At 73.0% G+C, this 18,927-nt stretch carries 18 protein-coding genes; 10 read left to right on the top strand and 8 right to left on the bottom strand.

Annotation, left to right across the window (positions count from 1 at the left end; all coding sequences use genetic code 11):
- Window positions 1-13: 13 nt before the first annotated feature.
- From ABZT12_RS11450 to ABZT12_RS11430, 5 genes are all read right to left on the bottom strand, one after another.
- Window positions 14-1,249, bottom strand: a complete 1,236-nt coding sequence (locus tag ABZT12_RS11450; RefSeq protein ID WP_356381100.1) for a hypothetical protein — start codon at window positions 1,247-1,249, stop codon at window positions 14-16.
- A gap of 1 nt (window position 1,250) precedes the next feature.
- Window positions 1,251-2,006: a hypothetical protein gene (locus tag ABZT12_RS11445; RefSeq protein ID WP_356381097.1), complete on the bottom strand. Its 756-nt coding sequence runs from the start codon at window positions 2,004-2,006 to the stop codon at window positions 1,251-1,253.
- Window positions 2,007-2,019: 13 nt separating this feature from the next.
- Window positions 2,020-2,307 (bottom strand): hypothetical protein, encoded by a 288-nt coding sequence (locus ABZT12_RS11440; RefSeq protein ID WP_356381094.1) that lies wholly within the window; start codon window positions 2,305-2,307, stop codon window positions 2,020-2,022.
- Window positions 2,308-2,387: 80 nt separating this feature from the next.
- Window positions 2,388-2,669: a hypothetical protein gene (locus ABZT12_RS11435; protein WP_356381091.1), complete on the bottom strand. Its 282-nt coding sequence runs from the start codon at window positions 2,667-2,669 to the stop codon at window positions 2,388-2,390.
- The gene (locus tag ABZT12_RS11430; RefSeq protein ID WP_356381089.1) at window positions 2,666-3,562 is read right to left on the bottom strand and encodes a hypothetical protein; all 897 of its coding nucleotides are present in this window, start codon (window positions 3,560-3,562) and stop codon (window positions 2,666-2,668) included. Before ABZT12_RS11430 ends, ABZT12_RS11435 begins: the two co-directional genes overlap by 4 nt.
- A gap of 177 nt (window positions 3,563-3,739) precedes the next feature.
- Here ABZT12_RS11430 and ABZT12_RS11425 point away from each other — a divergent pair, with 177 nt between their 5' ends.
- From ABZT12_RS11425 to ABZT12_RS11415, 3 genes are all read left to right on the top strand, one after another.
- Window positions 3,740-4,570, top strand: coding sequence for a transglycosylase SLT domain-containing protein (locus ABZT12_RS11425; protein ID WP_356381086.1), 831 nt, complete (start codon window positions 3,740-3,742; stop codon window positions 4,568-4,570).
- A 39-nt stretch (window positions 4,571-4,609) separates the two neighbouring features.
- Complete coding sequence (locus ABZT12_RS11420) at window positions 4,610-5,572, top strand: hypothetical protein (protein ID WP_356381084.1); 963 nt, start codon at window positions 4,610-4,612, stop codon at window positions 5,570-5,572.
- A gap of 219 nt (window positions 5,573-5,791) precedes the next feature.
- Window positions 5,792-6,358 (top strand): sigma-70 family RNA polymerase sigma factor, encoded by a 567-nt coding sequence (locus ABZT12_RS11415; RefSeq protein WP_356381081.1) that lies wholly within the window; start codon window positions 5,792-5,794, stop codon window positions 6,356-6,358.
- A 27-nt stretch (window positions 6,359-6,385) separates the two neighbouring features.
- Here ABZT12_RS11415 and ABZT12_RS11410 read toward each other — a convergent pair whose 3' ends face one another.
- Both ABZT12_RS11410 and ABZT12_RS11405 read right to left on the bottom strand, forming a co-directional pair.
- Entirely contained in the window at window positions 6,386-9,304 is a 2,919-nt protein-coding gene (locus ABZT12_RS11410) for a BTAD domain-containing putative transcriptional regulator (RefSeq protein WP_356381078.1), read from the bottom strand.
- Between the two features lie 268 nt (window positions 9,305-9,572).
- On the bottom strand, window positions 9,573-10,658 hold the full coding sequence (locus tag ABZT12_RS11405) for a Ku protein (protein WP_356381075.1): 1,086 nt from the start codon (window positions 10,656-10,658) through the stop codon (window positions 9,573-9,575).
- Window positions 10,659-10,717: 59 nt separating this feature from the next.
- Here ABZT12_RS11405 and ligD point away from each other — a divergent pair, with 59 nt between their 5' ends.
- A complete protein-coding gene (ligD, locus tag ABZT12_RS11400) occupies window positions 10,718-11,599 on the top strand; it encodes a non-homologous end-joining DNA ligase (RefSeq protein WP_356381072.1) in 882 nt (293 codons plus the stop codon).
- Between the two features lie 182 nt (window positions 11,600-11,781).
- Here ligD and ABZT12_RS11395 read toward each other — a convergent pair whose 3' ends face one another.
- Complete coding sequence (locus ABZT12_RS11395) at window positions 11,782-12,585, bottom strand: NERD domain-containing protein (protein ID WP_356381069.1); 804 nt, start codon at window positions 12,583-12,585, stop codon at window positions 11,782-11,784.
- Between the two features lie 96 nt (window positions 12,586-12,681).
- Between ABZT12_RS11395 and ABZT12_RS11390 the strand changes: the two genes are divergently transcribed.
- The 6 genes from ABZT12_RS11390 (at window position 12,682) to ABZT12_RS11365 (ending at window position 18,888) form a co-directional block, all read left to right on the top strand.
- Complete coding sequence (locus tag ABZT12_RS11390) at window positions 12,682-13,188, top strand: dual specificity protein phosphatase family protein (RefSeq protein WP_356381066.1); 507 nt, start codon at window positions 12,682-12,684, stop codon at window positions 13,186-13,188.
- A 278-nt stretch (window positions 13,189-13,466) separates the two neighbouring features.
- Window positions 13,467-14,147, top strand: a complete 681-nt coding sequence (locus ABZT12_RS11385) for a hypothetical protein (protein ID WP_356381378.1) — start codon at window positions 13,467-13,469, stop codon at window positions 14,145-14,147.
- Window positions 14,144-15,406 carry an ATP-binding protein gene (locus tag ABZT12_RS11380; protein ID WP_356381063.1) on the top strand — a complete coding sequence of 421 codons (1,263 nt, stop codon included), beginning with the start codon at window positions 14,144-14,146 and terminating at the stop codon, window positions 15,404-15,406. Before ABZT12_RS11385 ends, ABZT12_RS11380 begins: the two co-directional genes overlap by 4 nt.
- A 71-nt stretch (window positions 15,407-15,477) precedes the next feature.
- Window positions 15,478-15,924, top strand: a complete 447-nt coding sequence (locus tag ABZT12_RS11375; RefSeq protein WP_356381060.1) for an SH3 domain-containing protein — start codon at window positions 15,478-15,480, stop codon at window positions 15,922-15,924.
- Window positions 15,925-16,012: 88 nt separating this feature from the next.
- Window positions 16,013-17,434 (top strand): FtsW/RodA/SpoVE family cell cycle protein, encoded by a 1,422-nt coding sequence (locus ABZT12_RS11370; RefSeq protein ID WP_356381057.1) that lies wholly within the window; start codon window positions 16,013-16,015, stop codon window positions 17,432-17,434.
- The gene (locus tag ABZT12_RS11365; protein ID WP_356381054.1) at window positions 17,431-18,888 is read left to right on the top strand and encodes a penicillin-binding transpeptidase domain-containing protein; all 1,458 of its coding nucleotides are present in this window, start codon (window positions 17,431-17,433) and stop codon (window positions 18,886-18,888) included. Before ABZT12_RS11370 ends, ABZT12_RS11365 begins: the two co-directional genes overlap by 4 nt.
- Window positions 18,889-18,927: the final 39 nt, after the last annotated feature.

Here is an 18,927-nt window from a genome sequence, read left to right as displayed (position 1 = left end):
GACTCCCCCGGGCTCACTTGTTGTTGCCGAGTTCTCCGTCGGCGCCTTCGACGGCGCCGGAGACGGTCGAGCTGGCGGTCTGGGCGGCGGCCACCGCCGCGAGGACCGCGATACCGGCCGGTCCGCCCATCGCTGCGGCTTCCTTGCCCGCACCGCTCGCGGCCTTGCTCGCACCGCTCGCACCGTCCGAGCCGGAGGATCCCGAAGAACCCGAGGAACCGCCGGCACCGTCCGAGCCACTGGAACCGGACGAACCACCCGCTCCGGACGAGCCGCTGGAACCACCGGTGCCGCTCGCTCCGCTGGGGCCCTGCTGTGCGCCGCCGCCACCGCCGGAACCGCCGCTCATGGCGCCGACCTGCACGGCGCCGGTCGCGAACTGGCTGCCCGCCTGGCCCATGGAGGACATCGGGTTGCCGGTGCCCATGGCCGCGGCGGCGGGTACGACGAGTTTCAGCAGCGCGGGGAGCGCGATGGCGGACAACAGCATCACGCCGATACCGGCGATGCGGGTGTTGACGTCGGCGCCCGTCTTGCTGTTCTGGCCCTGCGTGATCATCGCCATGCCGGCGTTCAGCACGAGCGCGACCGCGGGCTTGTAGAGCAGCCAGGAGATCATCCAGCCGATGTGCTTGCGCCACCAGCCGGCACCCCAGTCCGTCATCGAGGCCGCGGCGGCCATCGGAAGGGTACCGAGCATGATCATCATGACGCCGAGCCGGATGTACATCAGGATCGTGTGCAGGATGCCCGCGAGCAGCAGCAGGAAGGCGAGGATCAGCAGCAGGAAGGACTGGATGTTGCTGTTGTCGCCGCAGGCGCCGATGTTGTTCAGCGCGTTCTGCACGGAGTTGTCGAACAGGTAGGTGGAGTAGTTGTCCGCGATCCTGGCGGCGGCCAGGCAGATGGTGGTGGCGGCGCCCGAGACGAGGACGACGCGCATGATGCCCTTCAGCGCGGTGACACCGGCTGTGCCCCTGCGCTCGATCGCCATCTTGCCGGCCGCGAACACCAGCGAGCCGACGGCGAGATAGACCACGATCCACGAGGTCTTGTCGCTGAGATCGTGCGAGGTGGTGGTGTCCTCCAGGGTCGGGACACTCTCGGCCAGCCCTGCGAAGACCGCGATCGCGGCGGCGAGGATCGTCTTCGCGATCAGACCGACGACCGTCCCGACGGGGTCGCCGAGAAAGCTGAAGAACCCGGTGATCGCGTTCGCCAGCGGATTCCCGTTGCTACAGGCCGCCACGTCAAACCCCCCAAAGTGTGTAGCCGACGGCGCTCTGCTCGGAGGCCATCTGCGAGTACAGGCCGCCGCTTCCGTCGGGCTGGATCTTCCAGTCGCCACCGCTCCACCGCACGTAGACGGTGGTCGTGGCATAGCCCTGGTCGCTCTTGATCAACAGCGTGACGCTCGCCGCCCTGCTCGTGTACGAGGTCACCCGGAATCCGGCGTACGACGAGGTGGCCGGGGCGGCGTTCGTAGCGTCCGTGTCCGGCACGGCGGTGCGCTGGAACACGAACATGCGGCGTCCCTGGCCGGCGACCACCTGCTGGTCGGTGACGGTGCGCCACTGGGATCCGCTCATCTGGGTGGGGATCACGGTGGCCGCCAGCACGGCGCCCATGGGTGTGTGCGCGAAGCACCACCACACGGCGCCCTGGATCTTCGTCGGCCCCGCCGAGGCGGAGACCGGCACACGCCCGAAGCTGAGCGTGTGCCAGCTGATGTCCTTCGGCACGGACGTGGGTATCGTGTCGCCCGCGCTGTCGTCGGTACGGCAGCCGCCGGGGCGGCCGTCCTTCTTGGCGACGGTGCCGGACAGCGGGCCTTTGGACGCCGGCGCCTTGACACGGTTGTCGGTGCCCGAGCCGGACGTCAGCGCGGTGATCACGCCCATGACGACGACCAGCGCGAGGAACCCCGCCGAAGCCTGCCAACTGCGCTGTTTCCAGTACGGACCGGACTCCTCGGACCGCTCTTCTCCGCGCTTGAAAATGCCCACTGTCCCGCGCTCTCTACTTGAAGACGAACGTGACGAGCGGGCCCGCCGTGGCCACCAGGACGCAGCCGCCGAGCACCATGCCGAGGCGGCTCATGTGCTCCGAGCTCTCACCCCGCTTGACGGAGATGGCCATCATCGCGCCGGTGACCAGCACGCCGCAGACACCGGCGGCGGTGCCGGCCCAGGCGAGGATGCCGAGGACGAGGTTGACCTTGCCGGTCAGTTCGGTGGGAGCGTTGCTCGTCGGCTGGGGAACGGTCGAGGCGAGGAAGTTGGAGGCTTCGAAGAGCGTTGCGGACATGAGGATTCTCCGAGGATCGGGCGCCCGGCCTGAGCGGTGGGCGGGAGGGTGAACTGGCAGTGCGGGAAAAGCGGTCGGCCCTACGGGCCTTGCAGGGTCAGCGCGCCGAGGAACTGGACGAGCGGACCGGCCGTGCTGGCGATCACACAGGCGAGGACCACGAAGAAGACACCGCGGAAGTGCTCGCCGCCCTCGCCCGGGTCGCCGCGGCGCAGCTGGAGGGCCATCTGCATGCCGACGATGATCAGTCCGGCGACGCCACAGGCCGAGGCGCACCAGCAGAGGGTGTTGAGGATCGTCTTGCCGTCGGCGCCCGGGTCCCAGGCCGCCAAGTACTGGGCGGTGGAGTGGAGTTGGCTCACGACGCGGCTCCCTCGCCGTAGATGTCGGCGCCCACCAGCTTGGCGAGGGTGACGAGTTGCCTGGGGATGTACTTCAGCTGGCCGTCCGTGCGCCACGCGGGGATCCACGGCACACGGTGCACGCGGGCCACGGAGCGCAGGACCCGGATGCGGCGCAGCAGACTGAGCGGCAGCCGTCCGGGGGCGTCGGCGACGAGGACCACGGCCAGCAGTTCGAGGCCCTGCGGGGCGTTGCCGTCCTTGAGCGCGCCGAGCGCCCGGGACACGGACCGCAGGCCGCTCGCGCTGGTCCGGCCGACCAGGACGATCCGGTACGGCTCGCCCCGCGCGGGCTCCGGCCAGCGGGCGCCCACGTCCACGCCGCCGAGTGCCTCGACGAGCGAGGTCGCGCCGGAGCCGCCGTGCGCCTTGACCCACCCGACGTCCTCCCGCGACCTGCCCCGCGCCGCCGCCCTGGGCCGCTTCGGCTGATCCCAGCCCTGCTCCGCCGGACGGGCCGAAGTGGCCCTGCGGGCGGGGGCGTTGGACCGGGGGGCGGCCTGCCGCGGGGCGGGCGCCTTGGTCCGGGGGGCGGCGGTCTGCCGTGCGACGGGTGCCGCGGGCCGGGGAGCGGCCGGAGCGACGGGCCGCGGGGCGGGCTGTACGACGCCCTGCGGCTGCGGCGCCGGTGCTCCCTGCCGTACGGGTGCGGACGGCAGCCCGCCGCCGAAGCCCTGGTGCGGGGAGTACGCCGTCCGCCCGACGGGGGCCTGGTATCCGGTCGGTGTGGGCTGTCCGACGGGTGCGGCGGCGCCGCTGTCCGTCGCCGGGGGTGCCGGCTGTGGGGCCTGTGCGGGCTTGGGGCCCCGTACCCATGACTGCGGGCCCGGCGGTGGTGCCGCAGGAGTGCCCATGATGTTTTTCCCGCCCCCCTCTTGGCTCGTGCTTCCGCTGTTCTGGCTCATCCGGTTTCCACTGTTTTGAACTTCTTCGCTGCGGGGCCCGTTTCGATCTACCGAGTCCGTCGGACAGCACAACGGGCCATGTGGGCACAGCGGTTCAAGACGAGTTGAAGAAGGCGGAGGACGCGGATGGGTGCCGGAGAAGGCGAAGAGGGAGCAGGCTCGAAGGCCGTCATGTACGGCGTGGCCGGCGCCGGCGTGGGCGGTTGCGTGATGATCCCGCTGACCGTGGCGGGCGCCGTGCCGCTGATCATCATCTTCGGCGGGCTCGGGGTCCTGCTGGCCCCGCTCATCGCGCTGATCCTGTTCTTCGGGGGAGGCGGCGGCAGCGCCGACAACTACAACAGCGACAACAACACCGCGAACCAGATGATGACCATCCTCCAGGGCGACGGGAAGGGAAAGCTGGACACCGCCACCGTCCCCTCGGACCTGGCGGACCCCATCCAGAAGGCCGGCGAGCAGTGCGACGCGATCGGCCCGATCGTCATCGCCTCCCAACTGGAGAAGGCGTCCGGCTTCAACTCGACGCTGGTCGGACCGCACGGCGAGACGGGCATCTCGCAGCTGACGCCGGACATCTTCACCAAGTACGGCAAGGACGACGACGGCAACGGCAAGACGCAGGCGACGGACAACAAGGACTCGATCATGGCCCTGGCCCGCTACATGTGCGATCTGGCGAGCCAGGGACAGACGTTGCTCGACAACGGCACGGTCGTGAAGACCACCGACAAGGACGGCAACACCACCAACAGCGTCCTGGACCTCGCCCTGGGCGGCTACGCCATCGGGATGGACGCCGTGAAGGCGGCGAAGGGCGTCTCGCAGTCGAACGACGCGCTGAGCTATGTCCTGGCCATCCGCGCCCAGTTCGCCAAGTACCAGGGCGTCGCCGCGCCCCCCTCGGGCGCCACCCCCGGCGTCACACCGACGGCGACGGCGTCCTCCGGCTCCTGACCCCCGACTCCCCCGACCTGCCGAACCAGGAGAACAGCCATGGACCACTTCAAGGTGTACATCTCCGACGAGGGCCTCGCCGAGATCGACGGCGACCCGCTCGTGCCCGCCCCGGACCAGTCCGTGCACGAGGCCGTGCTCGACCAGCTGCACCGGTACGCCGAGGCGCGCGACACGGCCGTCGAGGCGACCGTGAACGACGGCCCCGGCGGCGCCCACTTCGTCCTCCAGGTCCTGCCGGACGGCTCCAGCCACGTCCTCGCCTACGATGCGGAGGCCGATGAGGTGTCGGAGTACGAGGAGGAAGTGGTCATGTACGAAGACGAGTTGGAGCCGGATATCGAGCGGGGGGTGTTCGCGCCGGAGCCGGAGTGGGAGTACGCGCCGGAGCAGGCAGCGCGGCCGGAGCCGGCACCCGAGCCGGCCGTCTACGTCGCTCCCCCCGCCGCCGTCACCGTCACCACCACGACGTCCGCCATCGCCACCGCGGTGGCCCGCGCCCGCGCCCGCGCCACGGCCGCCGCCCGCACCCCCGCACCCGCCCCCGTCGACCTGCCGCCCGCCGAACTCACCCAGCACATCGACTACATCAACGCGTTGGCGAACGTCGGCCGGCTCGACGAGGCCTTCACCGGCGCGCGGGCGCTGCGCGAGAGCCTGACCGGCTCGCTGGGCGCGACGCATCCGCACGCCGTGGAGGCACGGGCCGTGGAGGCGTATCTCGCGTATCTGCGCGGGGATCACCGGGAGGCCATCGTGCTGGCGCTGGCGGTGGCGCGGATCCGGTGCGGCAACGGGGACGGGCGGGGGGCGGAGGACGTGGCGCGGGCCGCCGCGGTCTGGCAGCAGCTCCAGGACGACCGGGCCATCATCGCCCACGGCCGCGAACTGCTGCACATGTGGGACATGTTGGAGCACCGGGGCATGCTGCCGCCCGGCTACACGGAACTCGCCGACCAGGTCCGCCGGCAGGTGGACGCGCTGGACGGGGCGTACGTCTGACCTCTCCGCGAGCGTCGACGCGGCATCCGTCGAAGCGTTCACCAGCAAGAAATCCCTGGTCAACGGCGCTGATCAACGCGTCGATCGGCTCGTACATCGGCTCGTACAACGGCCGTCAAACGAACGTGGACCGCTCTTCGGAAAGCTTCGGATCACAAGGAGGCACCGGGCCCGGCGCAAGTCGGCCGGGCCGGACAACCGAGGATCAGGAGCACAGCCATGAACGTGACAGCCATCGGATCGGCCACCGCGACCTCCCCCGACGAGCGTGCCCTGCGCGACCTGTACCTGGAGCACGGCCCGGCCCTCTACTCGTACGTGCTTCGGCTGCTGGACGGGGACTCGTACCGGGCCGAGGACGTCATCCAGGAGACGCTGCTGCGCTGCTGGAACAAGCGGAACCTGACCGACAGCGAGGGGATGGCCGTGCGCCCCTGGATGTTCCGGGTCGCCCGCAACCTCGTGATCGACGCGCACCGGACCCGGATGGCCCGCCCGCAGGAGGTCAGCCACACCAGCTGGCTGGGCGACATGTGCGCCGAGGTGGACGACATCGACCGGATGCTCTCCTCCATGGTGCTGCACGACGCCCTGGAGGCGCTGACGCCGGCCCACCGCGAGGTGCTCCAGGCGACGTTCTTCGCCGACCGGACCACCCAGCAGGCCGCCGACGACCTGGGCATCCCCCGGGGCACCGTCAAGTCCCGGGTGTACTACGCCCTGCGCAGCCTGAAGGCGGCGCTGCGCGAGCGCGGCATGGAGCTGGGCCAGGTCGTCGGCCGCTGAGCCGCCCCCCGACCGGCCGGCGGCCGGTCACCGCGTGACGGACGGCCGCTCCGGCGAGTCCATCTCACGCAGCGCCCGCCGTACGTCGTCCGCCTCCGTGTGGCCGCCCTCCTCCAGCAGGACGAGCGCCGACCGGAGCGCCGTACGCGCCGCGTCCAGGTCGCCGATGGCCTGATGGGCGGCGCCGAGATGACGTAGCACCTCGGATTCCAGATAGCGGTCACCGATCCCCCGGAACTGCCGGGCCGACAGCTCGAAGTGCTCGATCGCCTCCGCGTACCGGCCCAGATGATGCAGGGCGTACCCGATGGTGTCCTCCGTCGAGGCCCCTCCGTAGGGGTCGCCCATCTCCTCGTAGAGCAGCAGCGCCTCCCCCGAGCAGTCGAGGGCCTTCTCGTGGTCGCCGATCAGGATGTACGTCCAGGCGACCTGGTTGAGCACCCCGGCCTCGCCGTTGAGGTCACCCTCCGCCCGGTACAGCGCGCGCGCCTGGACATAGTGGTCAAGGGCGTCGGTACGACGCTCCACCCGGTTGGCGAGATAGGCGAGACCCCGATGGGCCCGGGCCTGCCCCGGCGCGTCGTCGGCGTCCCGGAACAGGTCGAGCGCGCGCTCCAGATGCCGCAGCGCGGGCTGCGCGTGGCCGAGCTGGGAGTGCGCCACGCCCAATCCGCACAGGGAGTAGGCCTGGCCGATGAGGTCGCCGAGCTTGCGGGCCGCTCGCAGGGCCGCGCTGTTGATCTCCAGTACGTCGTGGAAGTAGCCGAGCCGGTTGAAGTAGACGTCCAGGGCCCAGGCGGTGCGCCAGGCGTGTTCGTCGTAGCCCCGCGCCGCCGCGTGTTCCACGATCGCGCGCAGCACGTAGCGCTCCGCGCGCAGCCAGGCGGTCGCCCTGGCCCGGTCGTTGAACCGGAGCGGCTCGCTGCCCGTCGAACCCGGTGGCAGCGGGATGGTCTCGCGCAGCGGGTCGAGGACCGAGGAGGCGTTGTGGGCGGTGTGCAGATAGTGGTCGTGCAGTCTCAGCAGCGCCGCGGCGCGGACGGCCTCCGTGTCCTCCGTCTCGGTCAGCTCGGCCGCGTAGGTGCGCAGCAGGTCGTGGAAGGCGAAGCGGCCCGGCAGCCGTTCCAGGAGCAGGCTCGCACCGGTCAGTTCGGTGAGCAGGGCGCGGACCTGGCGCGGTCTCGCGCCGGCCAGCGCGGTGGCCGCGGCGGTGCTGATGTCGGGGCCGGGGTGCAGGGCGAGCCGGCGGAAGAGCGTGGCCGCCTCGGGCGCCAGGGCCTGGTAGGACCAGGAGAAGACGGCGCGGGCGTCGGTGCCGCTGTCGTCGCCGACGACGAACGCGTCGAGGCTGCCGTGGTCGCCCCGGACCTCCGCGACGATGTCGGCGAGCCGGAAACCGGGGTGGTGGGCGGCGCGGGCCGCCACGATGGACAGGGCCAGCGGCAGCCGGGCGCAGAGCGCGACGATGGCGGCGGCGGCCTCCGGTTCGGCCTCGACCCGGGCCGCGCCCAGCCGGCGGGTGAGCAGCTCCAGCGACTCCTCGCCGGTCAGCACGTTCAGGGTGAGCGGGTGGGCGCCGTGTCCTGCCACCAGCCCGCTGAGCCGGCTGCGGCTGGTGACGAGGACGAGGCTGCCGGGGGTGCCGGGCAGCAGCGGCCGTACCTGCTCGCTGTCGCGGGCGTTGTCCAGCACGATCAGGACCCGCCGGTCGGCGAGGACGCTGCGGAAGAGGGCCGCCTGCGCGTCGAGCCCCTCGGGGACCGCCTGCGGGGCCAAGCCGAGCGCCACCAGGAACATCTGGAGCGCGTCGCCGGGTGCCATCCGGGAGCCGCCGCGGTCGTAGCCGCGCAGGTTGACGTAGAGGCTGCCGTCGGGGAAGCGGTGGGCGACCCGGTGGGCCCAGTGCACGGCGAGGGCGGTCTTGCCGGTGCCGGCCATGCCGTCGACCACCACGATGACGGCGGTGCCGGGCGGCCCCTCACCCTCGGGCAACAGGGCGTCAGACCAGTCGAGTTCGCCCCTGCGGCCGGTGAACAGGGCCAGATCGGCGGGGAGTTGTGAGGGCCGTACGGCACCGCCGCGGCGGGCCGGTGCGGGAACGTCCGGCTTGTGCCGGGGAGTCGGGGCCGGGTTCTCCGCCGGCCGGGTCTCCGCGGGGGCCCGGCGGGGGGTGCGCGGGGCGAGTCCGGAGTCGCCGGCCAGCAGCCGCGCGTGCACGGCGCGCAGGGACGGGCCGGGTTCGATGCCGAGTTCGTCGACGAGGGTGCGGCGGGTGCGCGCGTAGGCATCCAGCGCCTCGGCCTGCCGCCCGCACCGGTAGAGGGCGGTCAGCAGCAGTTCGCTCACGGCCTCCCGCAGCGGATGCGCGTCCCGCAGCGCGATCAACTCCGGTACGACGGCTTCGTGCCGGCCCAGTTCAAGTTCGGTGCGGAGCGTGAACTCCAGGGCGCCCAGGCGCCGTTCGGCGAGGTCGGCGCGGGCGACGTCGGCGTGCGGGCCGGGCACCCCGGCGAGCGCGGAGCCCGGTCCGGCGGCCAGCACGGCGCGCAACTGCCGTACGGCGGCGGCCGGATCGCCGCTCGCGCGGCGGCGCTCCGCCTCGGCGACGGCCTCGTCGAACTCGGCCAGGTCGCTGGTGAACGTGTCGGTGCGCAGGGCGTAGCCGTCGCCGATGGAGACCAGCAGCGCGGACGGCCGGCCCGAGGGCCGGTCGGGTTCGAGGAGTTTGCGGAGGCGGGATATGTAGGTCCGCACCATCGCGACGGCGCCCGAGGGAGGCCGGGTGCCCCAGACCCCGTCGATGAGTTCGGACACACCGACGGCCTGCCCCCGGCGCAGCAGCAGGATCGCCAGTACGGCGCGCTGCTGCGGTGAGCCGAGCGCCAGTTCCACCGTTCCCCGCCAGGCACGCAGCGGTCCCAGCAGGGAGAACCGGAGGAAACTCATTCCACTTACCTCCACGGTCCTGGACAGTAGCCGCCGAATTGCCGAACGTCAGATCGAACAGGCAATTCTGGTCAGCCATTCCCCAGGACGTCACTTTTCTGAGCCCCCGTCACCTGATGACGCACCCAAGCATGCACGACGGGGCGCGCGGGCCGGAGCCGCCCCGCCCCGTACGATCCGGCCGCGGGGTCCGCGCCGGCCGGTGTCCGGGGCACGTCACCGGGCAGATCCGCACGAACCGCCCTTTGTCGATGGGGTGCGGGCGCGTTCACGCCGAGCGTTTGCGGGGGGCCGCCTTCTTCGCCGGGGTCTTCTTGGCCGTGGACTTCGCGGTCGCCGTCTTCTTCGCCGCCCTCTTCGCCGGCTGCGTCGACCGCGTCGACTTCTTCGCCGAGTCCGAGCCCGCGCCCGCGCCCGACGCCGTGGCCCGGCCCGAGGGGGACGCCGACGGCACTGTCCGCTTCGCCGCCGCCTTCTTCGCCGTGGCCGTCGACTTCTTGCCGCCAGACGCTTTCGGGGTGGTGCGCGACGGCAGCGACCGGACGTCGGCCTTCTCCCCCGTCGGCTCGCCCCGGGACTCCTTGGCGTCGCGGACGCTCTTCTCCAGGGCCGCCATGAGGTCGAGCACCTTGGCGCTCGACGCGCGGGCCGCGGGCTCGGCGGGCCGTTCACCGGTCGCCTTGGCCGCGATCATCTCCTCCACGGCCTCGCGGTAGTCGTCGTGCAGATCGGCGAGGTCGACCTCGCCGAGGGTGTCCATCAGGGCGTCCGCGAGGTCGAGTTCCTTGTCCCGTACGGTCACGTCGGTGTCGGGGGCGACGCCCTGGGGGGCCCGGATCTCGTCCGGCCAGAGCAGTCCGTGCATGGCGATCACGTCGTCGACGACCCGCAGCATGCCCAGCCGTTCGCGGCCCCGCAGGGCGAACTTCGCGATGGCGACCTTGTGGCTCCGCTTGAGGGCCTCCCGCAGCAGCGTGTACGGCTTGGCTGCGGGGACGCCGTTGGCGGAGAGGTAGTACGCCGCGTCCATCTGGAGCGGATCGATCCGGTCGGCCGGCACGAAGGAGACGATCTCGATCGTCCGGGTCGTCGGGATCGGCAGCTCGGCCAGGTCCTCGTCGGTGATCGGGATGACCGAGCCGTCCGCGTCCTCGTACGCCTTGCCGATCTCCGCCTGGGTGACCTCGCGGTCCTCCAGTTCGCAGACCTTGCGGTAGCGGATGCGGCCGCCGTCCTCGGTGTGGATCTGCCGGAAGGAGATCGAGTGGCTCTCCGTCGCGTTGACCAGCTTGATCGGGATGCTGACCAGGCCGAAGGAGATGGCGCCGTTCCAGATGGAGCGCACGTGCAGCACCTGCCTTTCCCACCGGTTCACCCCGCCGGTCTGTCATGGTTTCGTGGGATTCTCATCGTATGACGCCGATCACAGAGGTGGAGGGGCGGAGAGTCGCGCTCAGCAACCTGGAGAAGGTGCTGTACCCGGCGACCGGCTTCACCAAGGGCGAGGTCCTGCACTACTACGCCACCGCCGCCGGGGTCCTGCTGCCCCATCTGCGGGACCGGCCGGTCTCCTTCCTGCGCTACCCGGACGGCCCCGACGGGCAGCTCTTCTTCGCCAAGAACGTGCCGCCCGGTACGCCCGACTGGGTCACCACCGCGGAGGTGCCCCGGTCGGCGGGCCCGGCCCGGATGGTGCTGGTGCAGGACCTGGCGTCGCTGATGTGGGCGGCGAACCTCGTCACCGAGTTCCACACCCCGCAGTGGGTGATCGGGGCGCCGGAGCTGGCCGACCGGCTGGTCTTCGACCTCGATCCCGGGGCGCCGGCGACGGTCGTCGAGTGCGCGGAGGTCGCGCTGTGGCTGCGGGAGCGGCTGGCGGCGGACGGGATCGCGGCGTACCCGAAGACCTCCGGAGCGAAGGGGCTCCATGTGCTGGCGGCGGTGGAACCGGTGCCCTCGGCGCGGGCGACGTCGTACGCGAAGTCGCTGGCCGTCGAGGCGGAGGCCGTCATGCCGGAGCTGGTCGTGCACCGGATGACGCGGAGTCTGCGCCCGGGGAAGGTGTTCGTGGACTGGAGCCAGAACGCCGCGCGGAAGACGACCGCCGCGCCGTACACGGTACGGGCCCGGCGGGAGCCGGGGGTGTCGGCGCCGGTGACGTGGGAGGAGGTGGAGTCGGGTCGTGCGGGTGGTCAACTCGGCTTCCTGGCACCGGAGATGGCGCAGCGGCTGAGCGAGGTCGGGGATCTCATGGCGCCGTTGCTCGACCCGGAGGGGGCGGGACGGGTGCGGTAGCTGTCACGCCGGGGGTGGGCGTGCGGCGTCGCGGGTGCTCCGGCGTCGCTCACCCCGTTTCCGGGGCTGCTGCCCCCGCACCCCCGCTTCGGCCCCGCACGGGCCTCGTCGTCGAACGCCGGACGGGCTGGATGACGCCGGCCCACGCCCCGAAACGGACCGCACCCCACCGCTCCCGCCCCTCACCCCCTCCCCCACGTCCGCCGGTCGCGGGCCGCCGCGTGCAGGGCCTCGATGTCGGCCGGTTTCAGGACTCCGCCCACGCGGGCCAGGTCCGGCAGGTCCGTGTCCTGGAGGACCCGGACGGAGCGGAGCGGGGCCGTCACGCGGACGTCCGCCGGACCGACGAGGGCGAGGACCGGGTGGACCTCGGCGGTGAGGGCGTGGGACGCGCGGTCGGCGTCGGCGCGGACCCGGCGGAGCAGCGGGTCGGGTTCGTGGCGGCCCACGGCGACCATGGGGTCGGTGACGGTGACCCGTTGCTTGCGGGCATGGACGGTGTGGAGGGCGAAGAGACCTGCGGGGCCGATCGCCAGGTGGTGCAGCCGGTCGCCGCCGGGCAGCGGGATCGAGTGGAGGGTGTGCCAGCCCGCGCCGTCGAGCCGGTCGAGCGCCTCACCGACCGCCTGTTCGGCGGCGAGCGCGCGGCGCCGCGGGTCGGGGCGCAGCCGGTACGCGGGGGCCGGGTCGCGGTCGAGGGCGAGGTGCAGCGCCTCGCCGGGACGGTTGGGCGCGAGGTCGTCGTCGGGCGGGAGGGTGAGGCGGGCCAGCTCCGCCGGGGTCGGCACCGGGGGCGGGCCCACCGTCACCGGGCCGGTGAGGAAGGGGCCGAGCGCCTCCAGCACCGCGTCCCGGCTCGCCTCGCTGAGCAGGTTGACGCGGGCCGCCTCACGGTCGTACCAGGCGAGGTTCCGTCCGTCGCCGAGACAGACGTAGAGCCGCTCCTGTCCATGGCGCCGGGTCGGTACGACGCGCAGTCCGGTCATGCACCATCACCTCCCGACCATGGGAACAGGCGGGGTGCTCGGGGGCAAGAACCCGGTTACCTTTGGGACGAGGTGCAGGGGCTTGGGGAGGCGCCGTTGCGGACCCGCAGGAAGCAACCCGACGTACCCGCTCCGGAGAGCCCGTGGAGCGAGATCGTGCCCGGTCTGTGGATGGGCGGGCACGAGTTCACCGGCAGCTCTGGGGAGCGTGAACTCGCCGTGGTGCGCGATGAGTTCGGGCTGGTGCTGACCCTGTTGCGGCTGCCGGGGCACGGGCCGGACCCGGGTGTGGAGCACCATGTGTGGCCGATCCCCGACGGACCGCTGGACGGGACGCAGCTGACCGGTGTGATGCGGCTGGCGCGGGCCGCGTGCGAGGCGCTGGACCAGGGCCGGACCGTCCTGGTCCGCTGCTACCACGGCTACAACCGCTCGGGGCTTGTCGTCGCCCACGCCCTCGTCCGCCGGGGCCGCTCCGCCGACGAGGCGATACGTCTGATCCGCACCCGCCGCTCGCCCTGGGCCCTGCACAACGAACTCTTCGTCGAGTACTTGCGGGCCGGTCTGCCCACGGCCCGGCTGCTGGAGGAGCTGGCCGAGTAGTCGCCTCCCCGGCCGGTGTGCGGGTCCGCCGTGTCCGCGCCCGGCCCGTGCGGAGTCCCGCCGCCCCGCGGCCGGGACGAACAAAGAGGACTTCCCTACGAATAAGGTGTGCGGGGCATCGCACCGGCGCCCCTGTCGCAGCCCCACGCCCCTCACACCCGTCCCGTCCCTCCCGCCCCTCCCGCCCCTTCCGACGCAGGAGAACAGTGCCCGCCAGCCGCCCCGCGCCGCCACGGAGACCCGCGCGCGCCGTCGTCACGGCCCTCCTCGTCGCCCCGCTGCTGGCGACCGCGGCGGCCTGCGGCGACACCGGCGCCCTGCGCGGCGCGGGCCCGACCCCGACGGCCACCAGCCCGGCGAAGCTCTGGCCCGGCCTGTCACCCGCCTCCTCCCCCGCCTACGACTTCGACGAGGCCGACACCGAGACCGTGAAGGGCGTCACCGTCCCCGGGGACGACGTCCGCGGGGTGGACCCGGTGACGGTCGTACGGGCCGAGATCGCGGCGCATCCCCGCGACTACTCCGGCGCCAAGGCTCCGTACCGGGGGACCACCGCGCGGATGGGCGACTGCGCGAAGGACGCGGAGCGGAGCGGGTGTCCCGTGCTCAAGCCCTACTACCGGGACCTGACCGGCGACGGGCGCGACGACCTCACGCTGGGTTTCCGGCTGCTGCCGACCCGGATGACGGCGGTGCGCGTCTACACGGTGGAGCACCACCGGCTCGTGCGGGTGATGGCGAACGACGACGCGGTGAGCGGGGTCGAACTGGCCGGCCGCTCGGTCATCATCCGCTCGCCGTCGGAGCTGGCCGGGTACGAGTACCGCGTCCAGTGGACCTGGGACGCGCAGCAGAAGGCGATGCTGCTCACCCACGACGAGTTCCTGCGGACCGGGCCGCGCGGCAAGCACCGGGGACACCGCTCGCCGGTCCCGACGCCCTCGGCGAGCGGGCGATGAGGTTCGCGCGGCCCCGGTGGGCGGGGACGCTGGCCATGAAGGCCGCGGTGTTCATCACCGTCATGTGCTGCGCGCTGGCCGCGCTGCTCGGGGTGCTGGTGCATGTCTCGGTGACCGACCAGACCGTGGGGCAGGCCCGGGACCTGGCGCTGGCGCGGCTGACGGAGGCGACCTCTGCGTACGAGGCGGGGGACTCGCTCGGGCGCGGCGCGAGCGTCGACTCCGCGGAGCTGCCGGGGCCGCTGCGCCGGCTGGCGGCGGAGGGGGACCGGGGCACGATGGTCGCCACGCGCCGGGGGCGCCCCACGATGTGGGCGGCGGGCCCGGCCGACGGGGGGCGGGTGCTCGCGGTGGCGGTGGACTACTCGCTGGGCGCGCGCACGATCGACGGTCTGGACCGGGCGATCGTCTGGTCGTCGGCGCTGGCGATCGGGGCGACCCTGCTGGTCGGCGCGTTCGCGGTGGCCCGGGTGACGCGGCGGCTGCACGGGACGGCCCAGGTGGCCCGGCGGATCAGCGCCGGCGATCTGGACGCGCGGGTCGGCGATCCGCGCAGCAAGGACCCGGCCCGGTCGCGGGACGAGGTGGGCGCGGTGGCGGCGGCGCTGGACTCGATGGCCGCCTCGCTCCAGGGCAAGCTGCTGAGCGAGCAGCGGTTCACCGCCGACGTGGCGCACGAGCTGCGCACTCCGCTGACCGGGCTGCACGCGGCGGCGGAGCTGCTGCCGCCGGGCCGCCCGACCGAACTGGTGCGGGACCGGGTGGCGGCGCTGCGCACGCTCACCGAGGACCTGCTGGAGATCTCCCGGCTCGACACCCGGCGGGAGCGGCTGGAGCTGGACACCGAGCGGCTTGGCGCGCTGGCCGAGCGGGTGGCCGGGGGGCCGGGCAGCGGCACGGAGGTGCGGGTCGTACGGGACGCGTGGGTGGAGACGGACCGGCGGCGGCTGGAACGGGTGCTGGGCAATCTCCTCGCCAACGCGCACAAGCACGGGCGGGCGCCGGTGGAGCTGACGGTGGACGGGCCGGTGGTGACCGTGCGGGACCACGGGGACGGGTATCCGGACTATCTGTTGGAGCACGGGCCGCAGCGGTTCCGTACGGAGGGCGGCGCGCGCGGCCACGGGCTGGGGCTGACCATCGCGCTCGGCCAGGCCGAAGTGCTGGGCGCGCGGCTGGAGTTCACCGACGCGGCCGGTGGCGGGGCGCTGGCGACACTGACGCTGCCCGGGGCGGCCGTCCCCGATGGCCCAGTGTGACGGGCGGCTCCCGCCGACTCCTCCTAATGTGGCGCTTAGTCAGCTTCGCCCCATTCGTGGAGGTATCCCCCATGTCCCTGCGCTCCTCCCTCAACCGCCTCGCCATAGCGGCCGCCGCCGGTGCCCTCGTCACCGCCGCCGCCGTCACCCCCGCCGCGGCCGACGACGGCTGGGGCGACGACGACCCGGGCGTCAGCCGCCAGGACGACAACTGGAGCCGGGGCGACGGGGACTCCGGCCACCGGGGCGACTCCGACGGGCGCGGCGACCACGACCGCGACCCGCGCCTCTACCGGGGCGTCGTCACCGCCGACTCGCTGGCCCTGCGCTCCCGGCCGGACCGCGGCAGCCGGGTCATCCGGTACGTCCACCGCGGTCAGCGGGTCTCGATCTTCTGCAAGACCGGCGGCGACTCCGTGCGTGGCAACCCGCTCTGGTACCTCCTCACGGACGGCACCTGGGCCTGGGGTTCGGCGCGCTACATCGACAACATCGGAGCCGCGCCGCGCTGGTGCTGACCCCGCCGCCGGCCCCGGGGGCGGAGACACACACGGCACACCCGGTGCGCATACGTCACAAGAAGCACCATTTCGGTAAGTTCCGGACATGATTCAGGCCGGAACCGCCGTCACAGCGGACCCTCCCACGCCCGCTGTACGCCTCCCCCGGCGCCGTGGCACCGAACTCGGCCTCATCGTCGTGGCCGTACTCCTCTCCGTGTACGGCTACTGCGCTGTCGGCCTGGCCAGGAACGGCACCGTCCCGCCCGGCGCCACCGGCTACGGCGCCGGGCTCGGCGTGCTCGCCCTCCTCGCGCACCTCGCGGTCCGGCTGCGCGCCCCCCACGCCGACCCGCTGCTGCTGCCGATCGGCGTGCTCCTCAACGGCCTCGGCCTGGTCCTGATCTACCGGCTCGACCTGGAGACACCGGGCGACCGGGCGGCGCCCGCCCAGCTCGTCTGGTCCACGCTGGGCGTGGCGCTCTTCATCGCGGTGGTCCTCGCCCTGCGCGACCACCGGGTCCTCCAGCGCTACGCCTACGTGAGCGTGGTCACCGCGCTGGCCCTGCTCACCCTGCCGGTCTTCTTCCCGGCGGTGAACGGCGCCCGGATCTGGATCCGGATCGCCGGATTCTCCCTCCAGCCGGGCGAGTTCGCGAAGGTACTGCTGGCGGTCTTCTTCGCCGCGTACCTGGCGGCCAACCGCAACGCGCTGGCCTACGCGGGCCGCCGGGTCTGGTTCCTGCGCCTGCCCACCGGCCGGGTGCTCGGCCCGCTCGTGGCGGTCTGGCTGCTGAGCGTCGGCGTCCTGGTCCTCGAACGCGACCTGGGCACCTCCCTCCTCTTCTTCGGCCTCTTCGTGGTCCTCCTCTACGTCGCCACCGGCCGCACCGGCTGGATCGTGGTCGGTCTGCTGCTCGCCTCGCTCGGCGCGGTCGCCGTGGGCCGGCTCGAACCCCACGTGCACAGCAGGGTCGAGGACTGGCTGCACCCGTTCGCGTCGATCGAGGCGGGCCAGGGCCCCAACCAGCTCGCCCAGTCCCTGTTCGCGTTCGCGGCGGGCGGCCTGCTCGGCACGGGCCTGGGCCGGGGCCACTCCGTCCTCATCGGCTTCGCCGCCAAGTCGGACTTCATCCTGGCCACGGCGGGCGAGGAACTGGGCCTGGCCGGCCTCTGCGCGATCATCCTCCTCTACGGCCTGCTCGTGGAGCGCGGCTACCGGGCCGGCATGGAGCCCGCCCGCCGCTTCGAGCCGGGGCCGCCGCATCCGCCGGGCGCGGTCACGCCCTCGCTCCGCGATCCCTTCGGCCGGCTGCTCGCGGCCGGGCTCGCGTCGATCGTGGCCCTCCAGGTCTTCGTGATCGCGGGCGGGGTGACCGGGCTGATCCCGCTGACGGGCATGGCCATGCCGTTCCTCGCCCAGGGCGGCTCCTCGGTCGTCACCAACTGGACGATCGTGGCGCTGCTGATCCGCGTCAGTGACGCGGCCCGCACCCCCCGCGCCGACCGGGCCGAGGTCTCCGCATGACCCGCTGCGTCCGGCACGCGGCCGTCTTCTGCGCGCTGCTCCTGGCCGCCCTCCTGGTGAACGCCGCCCGCGTCCAGCTCCTCCAGGCCCGCTCCTACGATGACAATCCCGCCAACCGCCGCCCGTCCATCGCCCGTTACCACCAGCCGCGCGGCGCCATCCTGGTCGGCGGCCGGCCGGTCACCGGCTCCCGGGACTCCGGCGAGCAGCTCCGCTACGAACGGACGTACCGGGACGGCCCGTTGTACGCGCCCGTGACCGGCTTCGCCTCGCAGCAGTACGGCACGACGCTCCTGGAGCACTCCGAGGACGGGGTGCTCTCCGGCACCGACCCGGTGCTCGCGCCGCTCCCGCTGTGGAACGAGCTGACCCGCGCCCGGAACCCCGGCGGGAGCGTCGTCACGACGATCGACGCGGCGGCGCAGCGAGCGGCGTACCAGGGGCTCGGCCGGCGCACGGGCGCGGTGGCCGCGATCGAACCGTCGACCGGCCGCATCCTCGCCCTGGTCTCCACCCCGTCCTACGACCCCGGGCCGCTGTCGGGCAACGGCCCGGTGGCGCGGCGCGCCTGGGCGCGGCTCAACCGCGACCCGGACAGGCCGATGCTCAACCGGGCGGTGCGCCAGACGTATCCGCCGGGTTCGACGTTCAAGGTGGTCACCGCGGCGGCGGCGCTGGACGCGGGGGTCGTCACGGACCTGGACGCGGCGACCAGGTCACCGGACCCGTTCACGCTGCCCGGCACTTCGACGAAGCTGACGAACGAGGCCGACGGGTGTGCCGACGCGCCGCTGCGGTCCGCCTTCGAGTGGTCGTGCAACACGGTGTTCGCGAAACTCGGCGTGGACGTGGGGCTGAAGCACATGCGGGCCACGGCGACGGCCCTCGGCTTCAACGACACCGCGCTGCGGGTGCCGTTCGCGGTCTCCGCCAGCACCTTCGACACCTCGGTGGACAGGGCGCAGCTCGCCCTGTCGTCGATCGGCCAGTACAACACGCGGGCCACGCCGTTGCAGATGGCGATGGTCGCGGCGGCGGTCGCCGACGGCGGCCTGCTGCGGTCGCCGTACCTGGTGGAGCGGACGGTCCGGTCGGGCGGCGGCACGGTCTTCACGGCCGGTTCGCACCCGGTCCGCCAGGCGATGAGCCCGGCGACGGCCGCGCGGATGCGGGAGCTCATGACCGGCGTGGTGACCGAGGGGACCGGCGCCAACGCGGCGATCCCCGGCGCGACCGTCGGCGGCAAGACCGGCACCGCGCAGCACGGGATCGGCAACTCCGGTACCCCGTATGCCTGGTTCGTCTCCTGGGCGCAGGGCGAGCGGGACGCCGGGCCGAAGGTGGCGGTCGCGGTGGTGGTGGAGGACGCGTCGGCGCACCGCGGGGAGATCAGCGGCGGCGGGGACGCTGCCCCGATCGCCAAGGCGGTGATGGAGGCGGTGCTCGCTCCGTGAGGCGGGGGGGGGTACCGGGGGTCACCATCCGGGGCCTAG

This window comes from Streptomyces sp. NPDC005423, assembly GCF_040606415.1.
In the GTDB taxonomy this organism is placed as follows: Bacteria; Actinomycetota; Actinomycetes; order Streptomycetales; family Streptomycetaceae; genus Streptomyces.
This window is presented reverse-complemented; position numbering and strand designations above follow the sequence as displayed.

What these genes read in the sequence shown, in the direction of transcription:
- ABZT12_RS11425 (WP_356381086.1), top strand. Translation starts at nt 3,740, where the DNA reads ATGGGTGCCGGAGAAGGCGAAGAGGGAGCAGGCTCGAAGGCCGTCATG.
- ABZT12_RS11395 (WP_356381069.1), bottom strand. Translation starts at nt 12,585, where the DNA reads ATGACCGGACTGCGCGTCGTACCGACCCGGCGCCATGGACAGGAGCGG.
- ligD (WP_356381072.1), top strand. Translation starts at nt 10,718, where the DNA reads ATGACGCCGATCACAGAGGTGGAGGGGCGGAGAGTCGCGCTCAGCAAC.
- ABZT12_RS11440 (WP_356381094.1), bottom strand. Translation starts at nt 2,307, where the DNA reads ATGTCCGCAACGCTCTTCGAAGCCTCCAACTTCCTCGCCTCGACCGTT.
- ABZT12_RS11370 (WP_356381057.1), top strand. Translation starts at nt 16,013, where the DNA reads ATGATTCAGGCCGGAACCGCCGTCACAGCGGACCCTCCCACGCCCGCT.
- ABZT12_RS11365 (WP_356381054.1), top strand. Translation starts at nt 17,431, where the DNA reads ATGACCCGCTGCGTCCGGCACGCGGCCGTCTTCTGCGCGCTGCTCCTG.
- ABZT12_RS11420 (WP_356381084.1), top strand. Translation starts at nt 4,610, where the DNA reads ATGGACCACTTCAAGGTGTACATCTCCGACGAGGGCCTCGCCGAGATC.
- ABZT12_RS11380 (WP_356381063.1), top strand. Translation starts at nt 14,144, where the DNA reads ATGAGGTTCGCGCGGCCCCGGTGGGCGGGGACGCTGGCCATGAAGGCC.
- ABZT12_RS11410 (WP_356381078.1), bottom strand. Translation starts at nt 9,304, where the DNA reads ATGAGTTTCCTCCGGTTCTCCCTGCTGGGACCGCTGCGTGCCTGGCGG.
- ABZT12_RS11375 (WP_356381060.1), top strand. Translation starts at nt 15,478, where the DNA reads ATGTCCCTGCGCTCCTCCCTCAACCGCCTCGCCATAGCGGCCGCCGCC.
- ABZT12_RS11415 (WP_356381081.1), top strand. Translation starts at nt 5,792, where the DNA reads ATGAACGTGACAGCCATCGGATCGGCCACCGCGACCTCCCCCGACGAG.
- ABZT12_RS11430 (WP_356381089.1), bottom strand. Translation starts at nt 3,562, where the DNA reads ATGGGCACTCCTGCGGCACCACCGCCGGGCCCGCAGTCATGGGTACGG.